The organism is Vibrio porteresiae DSM 19223, assembly GCF_024347055.1.
Taxonomy (GTDB): domain Bacteria; phylum Pseudomonadota; class Gammaproteobacteria; order Enterobacterales; family Vibrionaceae; genus Vibrio; species Vibrio porteresiae.
On sequence record NZ_AP024895.1, the window covers coordinates 643,610 to 664,347 of the forward strand.

Genomic DNA, 20,738 nt, shown 5'->3' on the forward strand with positions numbered 1-20,738 from the left:
CACAACCTATAGCTAATTATACAAAAGGTCAAGCCACTGGTGAAAAATCAATCATAGACAGGGTTTAGCGCTGATAACTTTGAAAAAGTTAATAATATCAACACCTTGAAAATTTGAAGTTAACATGTAAATCCAGCATTTCTCTCACGATATGAGAAAAATGGTGAAAAATAGCGCAGAGAGTGGTGGCGTGGTGAGCGGGTATATGAGGGGGTTATCATATTAATCTGGCTATTTGCCAGACTTATAGTCTGAATATTAGTTTGTATTTAGTTTTTTGCTCTAATTTATTGAAAAAATCTTCATGATTACTGTGAACCCACTGCGATAGAAAGATAGGCGCAGTATAAAACGCGATTTTATGCACTTTTCTTGATTTTGATTAGGCTTGCAGCCCTTCTGGTCGCCTAAACTGCCTCGGTATTTTATTCGTCCATTTTTAAGTTCAACGGAAGCTCTCCATGCAGTTACATGAATTGGTTAATACCATTGGTCAAGATTTACATCGTCGCTATGGAGAGCGAGTCCATAAATTGACATTACATGGTGGTTTTAGTTGTCCTAACCGCGATGGCACCATTGGGCGCGGTGGGTGTACTTTTTGTAATGTGGCTTCGTTTGTCGATGAACAAACACAAATTCAATCGATTGAGCAGCAACTGACCAATCGCGCCGGTGAAATTGCCCGCGCCAACAAATACCTTGCTTATTTTCAAGCTTACACAAGTACTTATGCTGAAGTGCAAGTCCTGAAAAATATGTATGAGCAGGCGTTAAAAATGGCCAACATCGTAGGGCTATGTGTGGGGACTCGTCCCGATTGTGTTCCTGATGCCGTGCTAGAACTATTAGGTTCTTATGTAGAGCAAGGATATGAAGTGTGGTTGGAGTTGGGGTTGCAGACGGCCAATGACCAGACTCTTAAACGAATCAATCGCGGCCATGACTACGCGGCCTATGCTGAGATAGTGCCACGTGCACGTGCGCTTGGAATCAAGGTGTGTACCCATCTGATTATCGGCTTACCCAAAGAAGGGAAAGAGGACAATCTGCAAACGCTCGCCAAAGTGTTAGAGACAGGAACCGATGGCATTAAATTGCATGCTTTACACATTGTCGAAGGGAGCACGATGGCGAGAGCATGGCATGCAGGAAAGCTTGAGGCACCAACACTGGAGTTCTATCTTGATGTCGCGAGCGAAATGATTCGCCGTACTCCGCCAGAGATCATTTATCACCGAGTTTCTTCAGCGGCTCGCCGCCCAACACTATTATCCCCACTCTGGTGTGAGAATCGCTGGTTAGCGATGACTGAGTTAGGCAAAATCCTCAATGAGCTTGGCCCGCAAGGTTCCTTGCTTGGCCAGCCATTTTGTTACACCCTGCCTAATAGTCAGGTTCTCAATCACAATACCAACTAAATAGAGCCTATTTAGCGTTAGTTTTCTTGAGGTAGTGTTCGGGATACTTTGGCTGGATTACCCATAGCCAGATGATAGGCAGGGACATCTTTGGTCACTACGCTACCTGCACCGATGACAGCGCCTTCACCAATTGTCACTCCTGGTAAAATAATCGCCCCGCCACCAATCCAAACGTGAGAGCCTATGGTAATAGGCTCCGCCCAGCCTATGTGTTGGTCACGAGTTGCTGCATCTAATGGATGATGTGCCGTATAAATTTGTACATTAGGACCAATAAACACATGGTCGCCTATGGTTACTGGAGCGCAATCTAATAAGACAAAATTGAAGTTGATGAAAACATGACTGCCGAGCGTAGTGTTCACGCCATAGTCAACATTTAACTGTTTTTCGAAATGAACATCTTCTCCGACTTGCGCAAAAATTTGACTCAATAGTGCCTGTTGCTGATCGTGGGCTTCTCGTGGCAAAAGATTATATTCTGCCACTCTATTGCGGGTTAGATTGCGAATTTCGATCAGTTCAGCATCATTAATTGAGTAGCGTTTTCCCGCTACCATGTCTTGATAAGCACTCATGATTTCCCTTGTATAACCAATGATATAAACAACTATTACTGCGGGTAATACTACAGTGTTATGCAATATTTACAGGAATAAAAATGTATTTTCTACTATATAGTGAATCTCTGGGATTCAACTAACTTTGTTTTCGTTCCTATTTTTTGTATTAGAAATAATAACTTGGTCCTAGTCTATTAACTGTGGCAATATTATTCCTATTGTTTTATAAGGAATATTGCATTATGGCTAATAGCACATCTAATGATAATGGAAGGGCGCTGGAGTATGCATTAACACAGGCACTGATCAGGTACTATCCAACTGCTCGTATTGATGAACAAACAAAACACGATCAAATCAGAGATTTTGGGAAACTCAAGTCATTACCTGATAATGTTCAAGCGTATTTTATTAAAAATACTGATTATTTTGTAAGTGAAATATTACCTAGTCGTATCGGTTATGATAATGAAATAATAAAATTAAGTAGATTAACCGATACTCAAGGAACAAGAGGTGATGTTACAGATATAAGGTTATGGTTGGTTGATGGATATGTTTATAATATTTCGCTTAAGCATAACCATGAAGCTGTTAAACACCCTAGACCAGGTTCACTAATAGACCAACTTGGTATTAATAATGATTTAATTAATAAAGAATATAGAAATAAAGTTAAAGCAATAGAAAAAGATTTTTATGATAACCTTTTAGAAGGTGAAACAACCTTTAATGTTGTTAAACAAAGAAATCCTGATATTATTTTAAATCTTTATAGAAATATTTGTAATAATTATATTAATTATTTAAATAAATATAGAAGCTATGCTGAAGAGTATTTTTCATTTATTGTAGGTATCTATGAATTTGAAAAAGTAATTATTACAAGAAATAAAATTGACATATTAAACTTTTACAATATACCTAGACCTACAGACATGCGTGCAGAAATATATAATAATAGTTATGTAGATGTTCACTTCAATAACGGTATTTCGTTTAGGTCAAGATTACACACTGCTAGTAGTAGAATTAATCTTGGTCGTTCTATTAGTCTAAAGTTTGACACAAATATACTTTATGATGAAGAAAATTATATTAATAGATGTAGCATTGATCTTTAATCGATATAGAGGAGGTATAACCTCCTCTATGTAATCTATGTAATTAGAGTTATGCTACTAATTCTAATTTAAGAACATTTTCTAGTGATTTCTTTATACTATTTGCTATAGCATAAGCAAAATTTACAGCAACAGCATTTCCAATCATCTTATAACCAGCAGAAACATCATTATATATAAATCTAAAACTATCTGGAAATCCTTGAATTCTAGCACATTCACGAACACTTAGCCGTCTATATTCAAAGCCATCAACAAATAGGAATTTGTTTTGTTCTAGTTTTTCCATTTTTGGTGCTGATGGGTGTATTGGTGCATGTCTCCCACCAGCCTGAATAGTAAATGATGGCTCATTCCAAGCTCTTACTCTATTTCTACTCATATACATACTAGAAAACGATCCTGTCATATATTCGTGGTTAGGAATTACTGTGTCAGGATTTGGCTTAGATTTAGAAATTGCAGGAACGGCTAGCCCATCTAAATCCATTATACAATCTTTTAGTTTAGGTTTGTTATCCAATGCTTCAGGAAAAGAATAAGAAACACCTAAGTCCTTTCTAAATCCGATGAATATAACTCGTTTTCTATCTTGTGCTACGCCGTAATCATTAGCATTTAGAAGTTTAAAAAAAAGATCATACCCAGCATCTTGGAATGTTTTTTTTATATTATCTAAAGCTTCTTTATGTCTTGGTGCTAACATACCACTAACATTTTCAGCTAGGAAGAATTTAGGCTGTTTATCTTTTAAAATACGAATAAAATCGAAAAATAGCTGACCTCTCTGATCATTTATTCCTCTTCTTGAGCCTGCTTCACTCCAACTTTGACACGGTGGACCACCGATAATTCCGTCGCAATCAGGTACCTCTATACTAGGAATATCTACGATACTACGTCTATCTAACTTGGTATTTGGGTGATTAAGCTCATAAGTCGCCCATATGTCTTTATCATATTCGTTGGCGAATGGTATTGAAAATCCAGCTTTTTCAAAACCCAAGTCGAGTCCACCAGCTCCTGAAAAGAAAGAGTTTACTTTTAGTTGCATATACATTTTCTCTAGTAAGAAGAATTACCATATTGAAGCAAATAACTGGATATAAGGCCAGTGCTTTTTTGTCTGTTTATTAAAAATTCGTGATTTATATCACACATTTTCGGCGTAGCAAATTGTTAAAGTCGATTTCTTCGAGCGTTATGAGTTTTTAGAGATTGACTATACTCCATTTCATGCGCTTTCTCAGGATCTAACTTTCTAAGTTTAGATAGTGCGATGTTAGTTAAATCAATAGATTGAAGAAAACATGTCGTTAAGTTTTCTATTTCAGCTTCTAAATCACCAATTATCAATTGGTGATTTTCTATTTTATCTTTTAATCTTTGACTTGGTTCTTGTCTTTTCTTTTCTAGTTGATTTTTTGTTTTTAATCTTTCCTTCAATTTATATTTTTCATTCTCGCAAATATTTTTTTTCAAGATTATTTCATTATTTAAACTTTTAGATAAAACGTTTTTGTTTTTTGATTCTAGAAATGTTTTTATATTGTCATCCATATTTTATACCTCACTAAATATAAAGTATCATTAATTATTTATTTATCAATAGATAATATTGACTTTGTTTAGGATTATGTAATTAATATAATTGTAGTGAAAGTTATATTTTACACTTTGGATATACTAAGAATAGACTACCAACGATTCTAAAACATAAGTTTTCCATTGCTGCGCTCGGATAAACTTTAATTTTAGGTTGGTAAACTTTAAAAAGTTTAATCAAATAAAAAGAGGGCATAAAAATATAGGAGAAAAGACAAATGACAAAACAAAGGTTATACCACTCAAATTTCAATCACCACGGACATCGTAGAGGTAAAGCAAATCGGTCTCGTGCTCATAATTTAAGAGCCAAAGCAGTTCTTGAAAGTTTATATACAGACAAATTAGAAATGAACGATATCTGTGATTTCGGTTTGACAAAAAATAATGTTTTATATATTCCTGACGAAAACGGGAAATTAAAACTATCTAATCCGGAGAAAGGAGAAAACCTCTATAATCAAATAACATTTAAACTGGATAAAGAAAAAAAGGAATACTTGGCTAATCTAGAAAGTGCTTTTAGCGACTCAAACAAAGCAGAACTATCTGATAAAAGGGCAAAAGCAAAAGCTGCATTAAAACGTTATAAGGATGGTTCTGATGGTTCAGAAAGTGAGTTCTGGCAAGACTTAACGGATAGGTTAGGCTCTGACGAAATAGATCCAGAAACAGAAATTTATAATTTAAAAAATTGTGCTGCAAAGATAAAAAGATTTAATCAAAAAGTTCAAAGACTAAAAGAATTATCAGATTATAATCAATTGATAGGAGTGAAAAGTAGAAATACAGAATATACAGTTTTCAGCAAGGAGTTGGTTTATAAGTTCCCTGATGATACAGGGTTAAATGTTAAACCTACGGATTTGGCTAATTTTGTAAATGGCATTAGTAAAATATTATATCCTGATTTTTCTGTTAATTATTTAGTTGTTCATTTAGATGAAAACCCAGACAATCCCCATGCTCATATTGAATATTCTGGTAAAAATAATCAAACTGGTGAAATGGACATTCAACAGCAAGTTTTTTTAAATTTGAAAAGAGTATATAAAAAAGAAAGTAAAATTTTTCCTTTTGAAAATATTAATCATTATAATGATTTAACATTTACAGAAGTTAAAAAATTTGGTGAAGTGTATCAAGATTATATTTTCGAAAAGATGAATGCTTTTTTAAAAGAAAGGAAATATGAAGTAAACCTTGAAAAAAGAACAGCAGTAGAAAAGTTAAATGACTTTGAAAAATTCAAAGATAAATTTAGACCATCACAGAAAAGAGAATGGACTAGAGCTGGTAAATTGAAAGAACAAAATAAGGTGGCTGAAGAAAAATTAGTAGAAACAAATGAAAATTTAGCTAAAAATAAAACAAAAATAGCAACTCAAAATATGGTTATAAAATCAAAAAAAGAAGAGGTTGAAAAAATAGATATTGAAATAATAGACAAGGTAAATATTTTACTTAAACTTAATGAAAAAATTAATGATCTTAATAAAAAATATGAAGAATTAAAAGAGGCGGTAAAAGATGCCCTGACAAGCGCTTATGAATATGCAGTAAATGATTTAAAACCAAGTTTATTTAACTATTTTAAAAGGCAAAAGCAAATTAAAGAAATTGATTCTGAATTAGGGGAAAGGTTAAAAAATGATGCTATTGATCTACAACCAAATGAAGAAAAGAAAAATGCCATTAAATATAACAGAAATTAAATGAACTAATTATAGTTCATTTAATAATATTTATTATAATATGATAGTATAGTAAATAATTAATAACGACCCCAATCATTAGGATCATCGCAATTATCTATGGCTTCTTGCTCTTGGCAGTTTCTGCATATATCTTCACCGTGATTAGTATCTTCATTGCATATTTTGCAGTTTCCAACATCTTCATAGTCATAATTACTTTCGTTCATTTTCTTCTCCTGTTATTTTGTTGTTATTTGTTTTGAATATTCTCTTTTTATTTTCTTTGTCTGCTCATTATAGTCTAAATAAATAGTTGCTTTAAATTTTGCTTTCCACAAATTAGCATCACCTTTTGTCCATACAATAAAGGCATTTATTGCATAAATGTTCATGTTTCCATTTTTAAATATTTCAATGAATTTTCTTTCAACAAGAACTCTAATGTGTCTTGATAAAGTTCGTCTACTAAGTTTAAATAATTTTTCTAACGTAGCCATTGAAATACATATTGCATTAGTTCCGTCCATCTCAGATATAAAAAACTCAAAAATAGAATTAGCAATAGGTTCCTCTCTTGCTAACAAAACTTTGGATTTGTAATTTTCTTTATTAAATGCAAAAAAAGGTGCGCTCAATTGTTTTGCTTCTATCTCTCCTGTTTCTTTGTCTCTATTTAGAATTACTGGACATTCTTGGCTATCTTCTCTATATGTTTTATATTTATTATTTTCAATAATATTATTCATTTTAATTTCTCCTATATTTATAAATTGAATATAATTAATGAAACATATATTTTTTATTTGTCAATAGTTGGGAAATAAAAATCTCGATTAAAGACGTATTATTCACATTAATGTGAAGTGAAATACTTCATCTTTTTAGAAAATATTAAACCAATAAAAATAAAGAAAAATCAAATAAAATAACAAGGTTTACCCATTAAATTTGGGCTTCATTAAGCGGAAAATTAGCTGATTTTTCGAAAAGTGTGCCCATTAATGGGATCTCTAAGGATCTCATTGGTCGGAAAAAAATCCTTATTTTAAGCTATTTTTTAAGTTGCTCTCTTGTATCTGCTTTTAATAGGTAATTACGAGTAAGTTTCTTACGTGTGTTTGAGCGTATGCGAGTAGAAATTTTCCTTGTTCGATTGGTCGAAAAATGAAAGGACGGATCATTTTGAAAATTTGGGTAGGAAATGTGGGGGGCAAGTCTCCCCCACACCCCCCGATACCCTATGGGGTTGCTCTGATTTTGACTAGTGAGGGATTATTATTCGAAAGTGTAATATTTTTCTGGAGTTTCAATTCCCCAGAAATTTGTTGCTTTTAATATCTCAGAAAAACGTCCGTCCATAGTGCCATTTTTATATGCTTGAACTACTTCCTCTTTAAGATCGAAAAATTCTTTGAAACCATCAGCTTTTTCAATAATATTCTTTGTTTTTTCTATCTTGCTATTTTTCACTTTAAAGTAAATGATTTGACCATTGTTATATAAAGCAGTGCAGTTTCTGGAATCGCTTGATATTATAAATCCTGCAAAATTTTCATTTATAAATTTTTTTGCTTTTTTTATTGAAATAGGATCGTTTTTGTCAAAATAATCTAATTTATTATCACTTGATAATCTTGATATGCTAACTTTGAAACTGGCTATACGTGCATCATTCTCTCTTATTTGCTTTTGTAGTTTTGAACTTTCTTTAAGATATATTGTAAAATCTAGTTCGTCATTATTGTTAAGTTCTTCAAGTAATAATAATTTTTCATTAATACTTTTTGAATAACTTGATATCTCGGCTATTTTTTCTTTTATTTTTTTGATTTTATCACTATTGTCTTGTGGTTTTGTATCTATTAAACCGAACATGTTAGGCATTGATATTAGAAAATCATCATATTTAATAGATGCACTTTTGCATTGTAGCCCACGTCTACCAGAGCATTTAAGCATATGATAATATTTTTTACCTGACTTTAAAATTTTATCATCAGTTTCAAAATAGTATTTTTGGCCACAGCCAGAACAAAATATTTTTCCTGTAAAGATGTTTATTGAATTTCGTCCTGATGTTTTTATTGTTTTTTTTGTTTTAGTCATAGATTGAACTATATCCCAATCATCGTTTGAAATGATTTGAGGATAGTAGTTTTTAAATGTATCACCAGTTTTTCGAATGTACAATTCACCTAATACACAGCGATTTTTTAAAATGTGATTTACTTTTGCTGAACTCCAAAGGTTAGTAAAGTTTTTTTGTCTTTTTTTTGCCACTTGTGGAGTTTTTTCATAATTTAAAGTCCTTGCTATTTCGTTAAAAGAGATTCCATTTATATACATTTTGAATATTCTTTTTACGATCTCAGCTTTTTTATTTAAAACAAAATTTGTTTCTTTCTTAGTACCTTTATTGTCGATCCAACCGGGAAAAATCCCAACATATTGTATTTGTTTACCGTCATGTAATGCGTCTAGTCTAGCGTCAAAACTCTTTAGAATCCGTTCTGATTTCTTTGCACTTTCTTCATTCGCCTGAGCCATGAGCATAGATGAATACATAACGCTCATTAAGTCATTGAGACTTTCTTTTGTGTAGACCCTCTTATCCATCAGCGTTATGACGTTGATATTCGATCTAAGTATCTTTCTCAATACATCAGAGGCATCGTCTAAACTTTGTCGTGAGAGCCTGTCAAATTGTTCAACACACAGATAAGCAGTTCCGTCTGTTTCAATAATTCCCGTATCTATAGCGTCAAAGAAATCGCCTAGTGAGCCCTTTTTGATATGATCGGCTTTATACGCTGATAAGCCTAAATCTCTCAATTCAAGACTATCATTTACGGTATAGCCGTTCTCTTTCGCATACTTTAAAATATCGCCAAGCTGTCGCTTGTAAGAACTACCGCCAGATTGTTGTTCACTGCTAAACCGAACGTATGGGTATATAATTTTTTGCATCACTAGGCTCCTTAGATTATGCAAATCTTAACATAAATTCTTTCCTGTAAATTATATTAAAAAGCACGGGGCTGTTATCAGGTAAAAAGAGAAGTAGGTCGAATTTACTTTATTCGACATACTGTGAGGGATTATTTAGCAATGACTGATATTTAATGGGTTAACGAACTTCCATTAACTGATATTGCTTAGGGGTTAAGCCATATTCTTTCTTAAATAGACGAATATAGTGGGAAATATTGTCATAACCGGCTTCATAAGCGGTGTCCGTCACCGACAGATTACGTAAATACTGGCGAGATTTTTTTAACCGCAGTTTGGTTATGTAATCTTTTGGGCATTGATTGGTGATCAATTTAAATTTTTGACTGAAATTTGATAACGACATATCCACTTCTTCAGCGATATCTGAAATCGACATGTGATTACCTTGATTCGAGTTCATTAATCGAATCGCTTTATTGATCGGATGATGTTGGTGGTGCTGAATAATATCGTGGCAACCTTGAATCTTCATCAGTTCATAGACGAGTTCTTGGCAAGTGATATCGACTAAAAATTTCATATTCGCATCTTCTTCCGCCATGATTTCTTGCATACGAGATTGCAGTGCGGTGAGTCGATGAGAAATGGAGTCCAAGAAAAAGGTTGAGTAGGTAATGTCTTTAGCTAGCTCAATTTGCAAATTGGCAGACACTTTCTGGCTCACGTCATCAATGAGATGATCGCTGAATTCATACACTAAGGCTTTGGTGTATTCAGGCATCGACATATAAACATTCGAATGAGGCGGTAAAAGGATAAATTGATCCTTACCGTAAACGAAGCGTTCAGATTGGTTAATGCTGACTGTTTTGGTGCCAGAAATAATAGTACAGAGGCGAGGCGAGTCATACGAACGATACTCATCGCAAAAATGCTTGGGTAGGTCGTAGTACATCAAATTGATGCTATCGGTTGAAAAAGCATATTCGGTTTCAGCTACCTTGTTAAAATTTGAAATTTTATCCATAGGGCACCTCTTCTATTTATGCCTGAACTGCGCCGATTATAGGGGAAGTTATTCCTCTTCACTATATTAGTTTTTATGAGCGTAAGTTCATTTTTAAATCTTTCATCATTAAATTTAATGAGTTAGATAATGTGGATTCTCAGCATTTAGTGAAATATGTGATCTGGATTTAGTCGATGATTAAATAAGAAAGGCCCAACAAGTAAGGTGATAGGTCTTGTTGAGCCTGCTTATGTCAATGGTTGAGACAAGCGAAAGGGGATAATGTCTTTGCTTGTCCTCAGTGTCAGAAGCTTGGGAATGTCACTGACGCAGAGGAAACCAAGATAACTTAAGCAACGTTTTCCAGTTGTTCTTCGAAGTGATAAACCACTTTCTTAATATTAAATAGGTGCTCTGGGCCAACGTTGTCTGATACTGAACTGCCGCCAACCGCGCCACAACCTAGAGTTAGTGCTGGTGTTAGGTCGGTAGTTGCGCCAATACCGCCAAGCGCACTTGGTGTGTTGACTAGGCAGCGAGATACCGGCATACGTAGCGAGAATTCGTTAATCACACTGATGTTATTAGAGTGAATGGATGCAGTGTGACCACTGCCTTCGTTCACTAATAGATCAGCACAACGTTGTAGCGCAGCTGCATTATCTTGTTCCACATAGAAAGCAAGAATTGGCGTTAACTTCTCTCTTGAATATGGGTTAGTTTTGCTCACTGTATTTTGCTCAGAAAGCAGAATACGAGTGTCATCAGGAACCGTAAGACCTGCAAGCTCTGCAACATATTGTGCAGTTTTGCCTACGATTTGAGGGTTCATCGTGCCGTTTTCACGCAGAATGAACTTGCCTAGTTGCGCTGACTCTTCTTCAGATAAGAAATAACCACCATTTTTCACGATCTCATTGCGTACGCGTTCTTCCATGGATTTTTCAACCACAATGGATTGCTCTGATGCACAGATAACGCCGTTGTCGAAGGTTTTACTAAGGAAAATCTTTTCTACTGCTTTGGTTACGTTAGCTGACTTTTCGATGTAAGCCGGAGAGTTTCCTGGGCCAACGCCAATTGCTGGATTACCTGAACTATAGGCTGCACGCACCATCGCTTCGCCACCTGTAGCTAGGATCATAGCGGTGTCATGGCTAGTCATTAGTGCTTGAGTACCTTCTAAAGAGAGTTTGCTCATGCAGCCAATAATGCCTTCAGGAGCTCCCGCAGCGAGTGCAGCTTCATAGACGATACGGACAGTTTCTGTAATAGATTTGATCGCTGATGGGTGCGGAGAAATAACAATGCCATTGCCAGATTTGAGTGCAATCATCGTCTTATAGATGGTGGTAGACGTTGGGTTAGTTGATGGAATCAACGCAGCCACAACCCCCATAGGTACAGCAACATCCATAGTGCGAGTCACTGGATCAGTTTTTAGCACTCCAATGGTTTTCTGGTCTTTAATGTGTTCGTAAAGTTTTTTACTCGCAAACTCGTTCTTCACTACTTTATCGGCAGCATTACCAAAACCTGTTTCATCGGCAGCCATCTGTGCAAGACGAATGCTTTCGCGCAAAGCGGCATCAGCCATGCTTTTTACTATGGTATCAATTTGCTTTTGAGAAAAGGTTTTTAAGGTAGCTTGCGCTTGAGATGCTTGTTGAATTAGCGCTTGAGCTTCTTGTACAGACTCGTTGGTTAGGGTTTCACGTGTCATGGGAATTTCTCCAGTGTTGTACTCATTATGTTTGTGAGCTTTCCATGGCGCGGATAATAGCAACGGGGCTTTTTCACAACTAATTCACATTTTAAAAAAATAGCTATTTTTTTAATTGTTTGAATCGGAGGGCAAAATACGTGATCGGGTTAATAAATTCTTTTAAAGCTAGCTATTTTGCAAAATTGGCTGAGATGAAGGGGAGGAGGTGACTAATCACTTAACTTCAATGGGTTGTGATTGAGAAAGCTGACGAACAGGGGGGAAACACGCTAGACTAGCACTAATTCATTCCTATGGAGTTTTGAATGAAACCAATGAAAAATTTGGCCCAGTACTACGTCGACTTATTAGTCAAACTGGGCATTTTGCGCTTTTCTATTCTATTAGCGCTGGCGCTTGTGGCGCTGGCTGTTGTCGTTCAAGTGGGGATTACCTTAGCTTTAAAAGGTCATGTGGATGATATTGATATTGTCCGTTCAGTCTTTTTTGGTTTGCTTATTACTCCATGGGCTGTCTATTTTCTTTCTGTCGTGGTCGATCAACTTGAAGAGTCACGGCAGCGCCTTTCAAAACTCGTGTCGAAGTTGAAAGACATGCGTTCTCGCGATCAGGAGCTAAATCAGAAGCTGCAGCAGAACATTGTCAAACTCAATCAAGAGATTGAAGAGCGTATTAAAGCCGAAGAAGCTCGCGAGATAGCGATGGTGGATCTGGAAAACGAAGTCCATCAGCGTGAACAAACACAGCTTGAGTTAGCTGAACGAACCGCACTACTGCGTTCCTTTATCGATGCTTCTCCCGACCTTATCTATTACCGTAATGCTAATGGCGAGTTTTCCGGATGTAACCGTGCCATGGAAGAGTTGACAGGACGGAGCGAACGCGAACTGGTGGGCTTAACCCCATGGGATGTGTATCGCAAAGAGATCGCTAAATCGATTGTGGAAACCGACCAAGATGTGTTTAAAAACAATCGCTCAATCACGTATGAACAATGGCTTGAATATCCAGATGGTAGCAAAAGCTTTTTCGAACTGCGTAAGGTGCCATTTTATAGCAAAGATGGGGATCACTTAGGTTTGGTTGGTTTTGGCCGTGATATTACCGAGCGTAAGCGTCATGAAGAGTCATTGGAAAAAGCCTCTCGAGATAAAACCACGTTTATTTCAACGATCAGTCATGAATTGCGTACTCCTCTAAACGGGATCGTTGGGTTAAGTCGTATGCTGCTTGATTCGCCATTGACCCAAGAGCAACACAAATACATGCAGACAATTAACGTCAGCGCGGTCACGTTGGGCAATATCTTCAACGATATTATCGATATGGATAAATTCGATCGCCGTAAGTTGGAGCTTTTCCCTGCACCACTCGATTTTGATGAATTTGTGGTTGAGTTAGAGAGCCTTTCTACCTTGATGGCAGAGCAGAAAGGATTGCGTTTCGATCTGGATCGCATTACCGACTTGCCGCACATGATTGAAGTTGATGCGACACGATTACGCCAAGTTCTGTGGAATATCATCAGTAATGCGGTGAAATTCACTAAAGAAGGCGGCATTGTTATGACCGTCAGTGCGGAAATAGAAGATGGCTTTGCCGATATCGTGATGGATGTTGAAGATACCGGGATCGGTATTCCAGAAAGTGAGTTAGATAAAATATTCGCCATGTATTACCAAGTGAAATCAGGTAAAGATAATCTGCACGCGGTTGGTACGGGTATTGGGTTATCTGTGTCTCGTCAATTGATTAACTTGATGGATGGGGACATTACTGTGAGCAGTGAAGAAGGATTCGGCAGTACCTTTACGGTCTCAATTCGTGTTCCGTTAGCTCAAGAGCAGGAAGATAAATCGATTCAGTATGAGTCACAACGTCCTCTAAATATCTTTATGGTTGAGGATATTCCTCTCAATATCACCGTAGCTCGCTCTTTGTTGGAATCACTCGGGCACCATGTCACGGTGGCGATGACCGGGGAAGAGGCGAAAGCCAGCTTTGACCCACAAATGTACGATTTGGTCTTCTTAGATATTCAGTTGCCGGATATGACGGGTTTTGATATCGCCAAAGATTTCCGAGCTCGTTATAAACAGCTACCACCTCTGGTAGCATTGACAGCTAATGTACTGAAAAACAAAGATGAATATCGCCAAAAAGGGATGGATGATGCGATAAGTAAACCGCTGTCTGTTGCGGCTGTGCAAGAGGTGATCGCAAAAATGACGGGAATAGAACATCAGGAAGAGTCTCATCCACAAGAATCTGTGCAGAGTGAGATCAGAAACGAAGTTTATTCAAGGCTTCTTGATCTGGATATGTTAGAGTCTTACGTCAATATTGTCGGCGCTCAACCTGTCATTGAAAGTGTGCAACTCTTTGAAGAGATGATGCCTTCATACCTAGCAGTGTTGGACTCAAATATGGTGGCTAAAGATCAGCAGGGTATTGCCTCTGAAGCTCATAAAATCAAAGGCGCTGCTGGTTCTATTGGTTTGAAACATATTCAAAGTGTTGCGCAAAAAGCGCAAACGCCAGACGCCCCAGCTTGGTGGGAGAACATCACCGACTGGGTCGATGAAATAAAAAATGAATATCAGTCTGATATTCAAGTGCTAAAACAGTGGTTAGCTCAAAGGAAATAGTATGAAAAAGTTCGCATTACTCACCTTGGTCTGTTTTTTGACCGCCTGTTCCTTCTCTCCAGATGTGAACTGGGAGCAGGGTAACTTGGCTGAATTAGCGCATATCGATGTTGAATTAAAGAGTAACCTGTGGACTGACTTATTACCGAATGTCGATAAGTCAGCACAAACTCGTAATTTGAACGGGACATTGACCTTAACTACATCAGGTGAGTTACCAGCCGATTTGACGGTTAAGCAGATCGTGCTAAAGCAAGGTAAAGATTTTTGGGTGATCAACGGCGATGATGTTGAGTTACGTACTCAAAGTGAGAACGTTTGGGAAGTGGTATTCCAAACCGAAATCGCATTGCACTTGAACAAAACCGTTTCTGTTGCACTTGAATTGGTCGATACCGATGGTGATGTTTGGCTAGTTGAACGGAAAATTGAGATTGATCGAGTGTACTAACCCGGTTGAGTATCAACAGTTGATATAGAAAAAGCCCTGATAAATCAGGGCTTTTTTATGACTTAGTTTTGGAAGACTAAATATTGCAGCCGATGACGCTGCAACATTGATTAGTCTTCTAGGTCACCACAGAAGCGGTAGCCTTCACCGTGAATCGTAGCAATGATTTCTGGTGTGCCAGAAACAGATTCAAAGTGTTTACGAATACGACGGATAGTCACGTCTACAGTGCGGTCATGAGGTTTTAGTTCACGGCCAGTCATTTTTTTCAGTAAATCTGCACGAGTCTGAATTTTACCTGGGTTTTCACAGAAGTGAAGCAATGCGCGAAATTCAGAACGAGGTAATTTATAACCATCACCACTTGGATTTACCAGAGAACGACTGTTGATATCAAGAACCCAACCGTTAAACTCATATTTTTCTACAGAACGTTTCTCTTCTTGAGAAGCGCTTGCATTCATAGAACGGCTTAGCAAGTTACGTGCGCGAATCGTCAATTCACGAGGGTTGAATGGTTTGGTGATGTAATCATCAGCACCAATTTCCAATCCCAGAATTTTATCGACTTCATTATCGCGACCAGTCAGGAACATTAGGGCCACATTTGCCTGTTCGCGAAGTTCGCGAGCGAGCAGCAGACCATTTTTACCCGGCAAGTTGATATCCATAATCACTAAGTTAATTGGGTGCTCAGAAAGCACATGGTGCATCTCTTCACCATTACTTGCTTCAAAAACAGCGTATCCCTCTGCTTCAAAAATACTCTTTAGAGTGTTACGAGTAACTTGCTCGTCTTCAACAATAAGAATCTGCGGGGTTTGCATTGGCGGTACCTAAAATTGTGAAAAAACTGTGCTAATAGAACTCATTCTAGGCAAAAATATAACATACATGTAATGTTATGTTGATCATAAACCGATGTATTTTGACTAAATGTTCTCTTACTTCGCCCGCCCTCCCTGGGTTGTAATAACAATTGAAGTCTCCCCACTTCAAGGTTCTACTAGGCTTTGGGCGGATTCTATAATGTTAACAGCATGCTAACAACGACCAAATGTTAATTCCAATCACTTTGTTGATTTACATCAAGAGTTGTAATTGAAGCGTTATTAACAGTCGTAATCAATTGTAAATTGAGTTTTAAATGAAAATAGATGCACAACTTTGGCAATATTATTCAGAGGTTAAGTTTGACTTCGAAGAGCCTTTTCTCAAAGATTGCTATGCTGTGATCACAGCTTGGAACCCTCAAAGCCGAAGGTTGTCACATAATGAGAATCGCCTAAATAATCAGCGTTTACAGCTCAAACTAATTGATTATGATTGGGTAAGTGTCACCGTTGGTGATGCCAAATTTGAATGGTTTGAAGAAAGTTTTGCCGTTGCTATGGAGTTAGGGATGGCGTTGGATCTCGCTCGCACTTTTGAGCAAAATGCCATCTATTACGTAAGAAGTAACATACTGTATCTGTATTCTTGTGTGGATTTACAGCACATCTCCCTAGGCAACATTGAAAAAATGATTATAAAAAAATAGCCAAGTTCGTAGTTGAGTGGCTTGGAGACGATAAAAAATCAAGGAGGAATGATGAGAGACATAACACCGGATATTAGCGATAAATACGGTTCCAAGGTCACATTACTTGATCTGCCGTTACAGAATTTCGGCCAACGATTTTCTTTTTGGGGCGAAGTCGTAACGGTTCGTTGCTATCACGACAACTCGAAAGTGAAAGATATTTTACAAACCAATGGTAAAGGGAAAGTCTTAGTTGTGGATGGACATGGCTCTTGCCAACGCGCATTGATGGGCGATCAAATTGCCATTTCTGCCATTGAGAATGGGTGGGAAGGGGTCATTATATATGGCGCAGTTCGCGATGTGGTTGCAATGTCGGAAATGGATCTCGGAGTCAAAGCTTTGGGCACTTGCCCAATCAAAACTGAGAAGCGTGGCGCAGGGGAAGTTAATGTGAAACTTTCAATGCTTAATCAAATCGTGTTACCTGGCGATTATATTTATGCTGATTGGAATGGCATGCTGCTTTCTCCAGTTGAGTTGGATCTCACCTTTTAACTCGTCATTATTGTCACGAATTAAAAGCGAAACCCTAATCCAACTTCAACATCTTGCTGCCACTCTTGATAACCGAGAGTGGCATGCACATCAATCTTATCTGATACCCGATATTGGCTGGAAAATTCAGCGGAAATAGAGTCACCGCTCGGGTCTTTAATGTCGCGATGGTATGAGCTAATCACGGAATGTAACGTGCTCTTAAGTAATAAGCGATCACTGTATTGATAGCTTAAACCACTCATGAAGCTTTTATCAGTCAGTTCTGAGTCGACGCGAGTCCCTAAGCTGGTCCCGATAAATAGGTCAATATCATCAAACAGAGAGTAGCGGTAACCACTATCGACTACCCATCCATCTAAACTATTGCCATTTTGTTGGCCACTGATAAATAAATTATGTGGCGACACTGCTGGTGTGGAGTCATCAGTGAGTGACGGTAGGGTGTAAGCTTGAGCTGATATGGATAACAACAAATAAGAACTCAGCAGCCATGCGAGTTTCATTATTGTTCCCCCTATTGGGTAATGGATGCCACAATCACTATCCCTTAATGATCACGAAACATATTGCTGTTTACACCAAGAAGTCATTAGAGATTTGCCTAACCTAAGCATAGTCGAGTTTATTTAATTGTTTCTGTGATTAATGCAGTCAGTCTTGCTCTGCGGACAAAATATCGCCGCAGTGAAGAAAATCAATTGATCCTATAGGGATTGTTATTATTTCAAGTGCATATAGGAGGTGGAATGAAAAAAAAACATTTTTTCATTGACTCGCCATGCGAAAATAGGTTAAACGTAGTGTCACGCAAACACAAAAGTGACACAAGAACGTCTATGTTATCCATCAGCCTAGTAGTAATGACCACCACCATTATTATTACCGACATTACGCATGTTGGGGCAGGCTGCTGAGCGTAAAAAATTTCAAAAAAGGCCTGTATCCCAACGATACAGGCCTTTTTTTATACCTATTAAAATCTTCTCGGAGGAAGGGATGCGAGTATTAAAGTTTGGAGGTTCGTCGTTAGCGGATGCTGACCGTTTTTTAAGAGCGGCAGATATCATCGCCAATAATGCCAAGCAAGAAGAGGTCGCTGTAGTTCTTTCAGCGCCTGGTAAAACAACCAATAAGCTTGTCTCCATTATTGAGAGTGCTATGCGTCATGGTGAAGCGGAACTACAAGTAGAACAACTCGAAGCTGAATTTCACCAACTGCTTAACGACATTAAAGCGATTCTACCTAATCTCGACGGTACAGATGTTCTTCAGCATGTTCGTCAATCTATGGCCACACTCCGTTCGTTTGTCCATGGAATTACGCTGCTTAGCATGTGCCCAGATAACATCAACGCTCGTATTATTAGTAAAGGTGAACGGTTTTCGATTCAATTGATGAAAGCCGTAATGGAAGCTAAAGGTCTTAACGCATTTTTAATTGACCCTGTGACCTATTTGGTAGCCAAAGGCGACTATCTTGAAGCTGCTGTTGACGTGGATGCGTCAACTAAGAAATTCCGCCAAGCGCCACTGCCTGAAAATCATGTCTCTATCATGCCTGGTTTTACCGCGGGTAACGCAAAGCAAGAATTGGTTTGTCTTGGTCGTAATGGTTCTGACTACTCAGCAGCCGTATTGGCCGCCTGTTTACGTGCCGACTGTTGTGAAATTTGGACAGACGTTGATGGGGTTTACAACTGTGACCCGCGCTTAGTGAAAGAAGCGCGTCTGCTTAAATCACTGAGCTACCAAGAAGCAATGGAGCTTTCTTATTTTGGCGCATCAGTGATGCACCCTAAAACCATCGCTCCAATTGCTCAGTTCCAAATCCCATGTTTGATTAAAAACAGTTTCAACCCACAAGGTGCTGGTACGTTAATTGGTCAAGATACTGGTGAAGATCAGCTTGAGATTAAAGGTATCACCACGCTTAGCAATCTGACGATGGTTAACGTTTCAGGTCCAGGTATGAAAGGCATGGTTGGCATGGCAAGTCGCGTATTTAGCGCTATGTCGGCTCACGGCGTGTCTATCGTGCTTATTACGCAATCGTCATCTGAGTACAGCATCAGTTTCTGTATTGAAGCTCAGCATAAGGCACTAGCTCAGTTTGCTCTTTCTGAAGAGTTCGAGTTGGAGTTGAAAGATGGTTTGCTTGAGCCGGTCGACTTTATCGACGACCTCGCTATCATCAGTCTCGTCGGTGATGGGATGCGTACGACTTGTGGTATCGCATCACAGTTTTTTACTTCTCTTGCTGAAGTGCATGTGAACATTATTGCTATTGCCCAAGGTTCTTCAGAGCGAGCTATCTCTGCTGTGATTCCTGAGTACAAAATCGCTGAAGCAGTGAAAACCTGTCATGAGAATTTCTTCAACTCTAAACACTACCTTGATGTGTTCGTTGTCGGTGTCGGTGGTGTCGGTGGCGAACTCGTTGATCAAATCCACCGTCAACAAGAAAAATTGGCACAAAAAGGCACGATTATCCGCGTTTGTGGTTTAGCCAATAGCCAAGGTCTGATTTTGGACAGCGAAGGTCTAGAGTTAGCACATTGGCGTGATCAAATGCAGAATGTGACTGAAGAGTTCAGTTTGGCTCGTCTAATTGCGCTTGTTCAACGTAATCACATTATTAACCCAGTGCTGGTGGATTGTACTTCTAGTGATCAGATTGCTAGTCAGTACGCTGAGTTTCTTGCTGCTGGTTTCCACGTAGTGACGCCAAATAAAAAGGCCAACACTGGTAGCATGGCTTATTATCAACAACTTCGTGAAGTGGCGCGTCACTCTCGTCGTAAGTTGATGTATGAAACAACGGTAGGTGCGGGCTTGCCGGTTATTGAAAACTTGCAAAACCTAATTGCAGCCGGCGATGAACTAGAACAGTTCAATGGCATTTTGTCAGGCTCTCTCTCCTTTATTTTCGGTAAACTCGATGAAGGTTTAACTCTGAGCCAAGCGACTTTGTTGGCGAAAGATAAAGGTTTTACTGAACCCGATCCTCGTGATGACTTGTCTGGTATGGACGTTGCTCGTAAGCTGTTGATTCTGGCTCGTGAATCCGGCCTATCACTTGAACTAAGCGATGTCATTGTTGAGCCTGCGTTGCCACCGGGTTTTGATGCGAGCGGCAGCGTTGAAGAGTTTATTGCTCGTTTACCTCAAGCTGATGCGTATTTCAGTGAGCAGTCTGCAAAAGCGGCTGAGCAAGGTAAAGTATTGCGTTATGTTGGTGAAATCGCCGATGGTCAGTGCCGTGTGCGCATTGCTATGGTCGATGAAAACGATCCAATGTTCAAAGTAAAAGAAGGCGAAAACGCATTAGCGTTCTACAGCCGTTATTATCAACCAATCCCATTGGTACTTCGCGGTTACGGCGCAGGTACTGAGGTAACTGCAGCTGGTGTGTTCTCCGATGTGATGCGCACACTTGGCTGGAAATTAGGGGTGTAA

The 20,738-nt window shown here is 38.2% G+C and carries 18 protein-coding genes and 1 other annotated feature; of the genes, 8 read left to right on the forward strand and 10 right to left on the reverse strand.

The window, feature by feature from the left end:
* The first annotated feature begins 461 nt into the window (after positions 1 to 461).
* Complete coding sequence (locus tag OCV11_RS03035; protein WP_261894916.1) at positions 462 to 1,421, forward strand: TIGR01212 family radical SAM protein; 960 nt, start codon at positions 462 to 464, stop codon at positions 1,419 to 1,421.
* Positions 1,422 to 1,438: 17 nt separating this feature from the next.
* Here OCV11_RS03035 and OCV11_RS03040 read toward each other — a convergent pair whose 3' ends face one another.
* Positions 1,439 to 1,984: a sugar O-acetyltransferase gene (locus OCV11_RS03040; protein WP_373332815.1), complete on the reverse strand. Its 546-nt coding sequence runs from the start codon at positions 1,982 to 1,984 to the stop codon at positions 1,439 to 1,441.
* Between the two features lie 245 nt (positions 1,985 to 2,229).
* Between OCV11_RS03040 and OCV11_RS03045 the strand changes: the two genes are divergently transcribed.
* Positions 2,230 to 3,111 (forward strand): HaeIII family restriction endonuclease, encoded by an 882-nt coding sequence (locus tag OCV11_RS03045; protein ID WP_261894201.1) that lies wholly within the window; start codon positions 2,230 to 2,232, stop codon positions 3,109 to 3,111.
* 49 nt (positions 3,112 to 3,160) lie between these two features.
* Here OCV11_RS03045 and OCV11_RS03050 read toward each other — a convergent pair whose 3' ends face one another.
* Both OCV11_RS03050 and OCV11_RS03055 read right to left on the reverse strand, forming a co-directional pair.
* Entirely contained in the window at positions 3,161 to 4,165 is a 1,005-nt protein-coding gene (locus tag OCV11_RS03050; RefSeq protein ID WP_252935059.1) for a DNA cytosine methyltransferase, read from the reverse strand.
* A 125-nt stretch (positions 4,166 to 4,290) separates the two neighbouring features.
* Positions 4,291 to 4,671: a hypothetical protein gene (locus OCV11_RS03055; RefSeq protein ID WP_261894203.1), complete on the reverse strand. Its 381-nt coding sequence runs from the start codon at positions 4,669 to 4,671 to the stop codon at positions 4,291 to 4,293.
* A 263-nt stretch (positions 4,672 to 4,934) separates the two neighbouring features.
* Between OCV11_RS03055 and OCV11_RS03060 the strand changes: the two genes are divergently transcribed.
* Positions 4,935 to 6,431, forward strand: a complete 1,497-nt coding sequence (locus tag OCV11_RS03060; RefSeq protein WP_261894204.1) for a coiled-coil domain-containing protein — start codon at positions 4,935 to 4,937, stop codon at positions 6,429 to 6,431.
* Positions 6,432 to 6,490: 59 nt separating this feature from the next.
* Here the strand turns inward: OCV11_RS03060 and OCV11_RS03065 are convergent, their stop codons facing one another.
* The 5 genes from OCV11_RS03065 to OCV11_RS03085 form a co-directional block, all read right to left on the reverse strand.
* Positions 6,491 to 6,640: a hypothetical protein gene (locus OCV11_RS03065; RefSeq protein ID WP_261894205.1), complete on the reverse strand. Its 150-nt coding sequence runs from the start codon at positions 6,638 to 6,640 to the stop codon at positions 6,491 to 6,493.
* A gap of 12 nt (positions 6,641 to 6,652) precedes the next feature.
* Positions 6,653 to 7,159 carry a helix-turn-helix domain-containing protein gene (locus OCV11_RS03070; RefSeq protein WP_261894206.1) on the reverse strand — a complete coding sequence of 169 codons (507 nt, stop codon included), beginning with the start codon at positions 7,157 to 7,159 and terminating at the stop codon, positions 6,653 to 6,655.
* 529 nt (positions 7,160 to 7,688) lie between these two features.
* The gene (locus tag OCV11_RS03075; RefSeq protein ID WP_261894207.1) at positions 7,689 to 9,380 is read right to left on the reverse strand and encodes a recombinase family protein; all 1,692 of its coding nucleotides are present in this window, start codon (positions 9,378 to 9,380) and stop codon (positions 7,689 to 7,691) included.
* Positions 9,381 to 9,540: 160 nt separating this feature from the next.
* Positions 9,541 to 10,392: a helix-turn-helix transcriptional regulator gene (locus tag OCV11_RS03080; protein WP_261894920.1), complete on the reverse strand. Its 852-nt coding sequence runs from the start codon at positions 10,390 to 10,392 to the stop codon at positions 9,541 to 9,543.
* A 331-nt stretch (positions 10,393 to 10,723) separates the two neighbouring features.
* Positions 10,724 to 12,097, reverse strand: a complete 1,374-nt coding sequence (locus OCV11_RS03085; protein WP_261894921.1) for an acetaldehyde dehydrogenase (acetylating) — start codon at positions 12,095 to 12,097, stop codon at positions 10,724 to 10,726.
* 317 nt (positions 12,098 to 12,414) lie between these two features.
* Here OCV11_RS03085 and arcB point away from each other — a divergent pair, with 317 nt between their 5' ends.
* Complete coding sequence (arcB, locus tag OCV11_RS03090; protein WP_373332816.1) at positions 12,415 to 14,748, forward strand: aerobic respiration two-component sensor histidine kinase ArcB; 2,334 nt, start codon at positions 12,415 to 12,417, stop codon at positions 14,746 to 14,748.
* A gap of 1 nt (position 14,749) precedes the next feature.
* The gene (locus OCV11_RS03095; RefSeq protein WP_261894926.1) at positions 14,750 to 15,199 is read left to right on the forward strand and encodes a hypothetical protein; all 450 of its coding nucleotides are present in this window, start codon (positions 14,750 to 14,752) and stop codon (positions 15,197 to 15,199) included.
* A 110-nt stretch (positions 15,200 to 15,309) separates the two neighbouring features.
* On the opposite strand, the gene arcA is transcribed toward OCV11_RS03095, so the two are convergent.
* The gene (gene arcA / locus OCV11_RS03100) at positions 15,310 to 16,026 is read right to left on the reverse strand and encodes a two-component system response regulator ArcA (protein WP_261894928.1); all 717 of its coding nucleotides are present in this window, start codon (positions 16,024 to 16,026) and stop codon (positions 15,310 to 15,312) included.
* A 320-nt stretch (positions 16,027 to 16,346) separates the two neighbouring features.
* On the opposite strand from arcA, the gene OCV11_RS03105 reads away from it, so the two are divergent.
* Positions 16,347 to 16,739, forward strand: a complete 393-nt coding sequence (locus tag OCV11_RS03105) for a DUF3293 domain-containing protein (protein ID WP_261894930.1) — start codon at positions 16,347 to 16,349, stop codon at positions 16,737 to 16,739.
* 51 nt (positions 16,740 to 16,790) lie between these two features.
* On the forward strand, positions 16,791 to 17,279 hold the full coding sequence (locus tag OCV11_RS03110; RefSeq protein ID WP_261896211.1) for a putative 4-hydroxy-4-methyl-2-oxoglutarate aldolase: 489 nt from the start codon (positions 16,791 to 16,793) through the stop codon (positions 17,277 to 17,279).
* Between the two features lie 20 nt (positions 17,280 to 17,299).
* On the opposite strand, the gene OCV11_RS03115 is transcribed toward OCV11_RS03110, so the two are convergent.
* On the reverse strand, positions 17,300 to 17,785 hold the full coding sequence (locus tag OCV11_RS03115; RefSeq protein WP_261894931.1) for a hypothetical protein: 486 nt from the start codon (positions 17,783 to 17,785) through the stop codon (positions 17,300 to 17,302).
* 346 nt (positions 17,786 to 18,131) lie between these two features.
* Positions 18,132 to 18,249, forward strand: a sequence feature (Thr leader region).
* Between the two features lie 29 nt (positions 18,250 to 18,278).
* Between OCV11_RS03115 and thrA the strand changes: the two genes are divergently transcribed.
* Positions 18,279 to 20,738, forward strand: a complete 2,460-nt coding sequence (thrA, locus tag OCV11_RS03120) for a bifunctional aspartate kinase/homoserine dehydrogenase I (protein ID WP_261894933.1) — start codon at positions 18,279 to 18,281, stop codon at positions 20,736 to 20,738.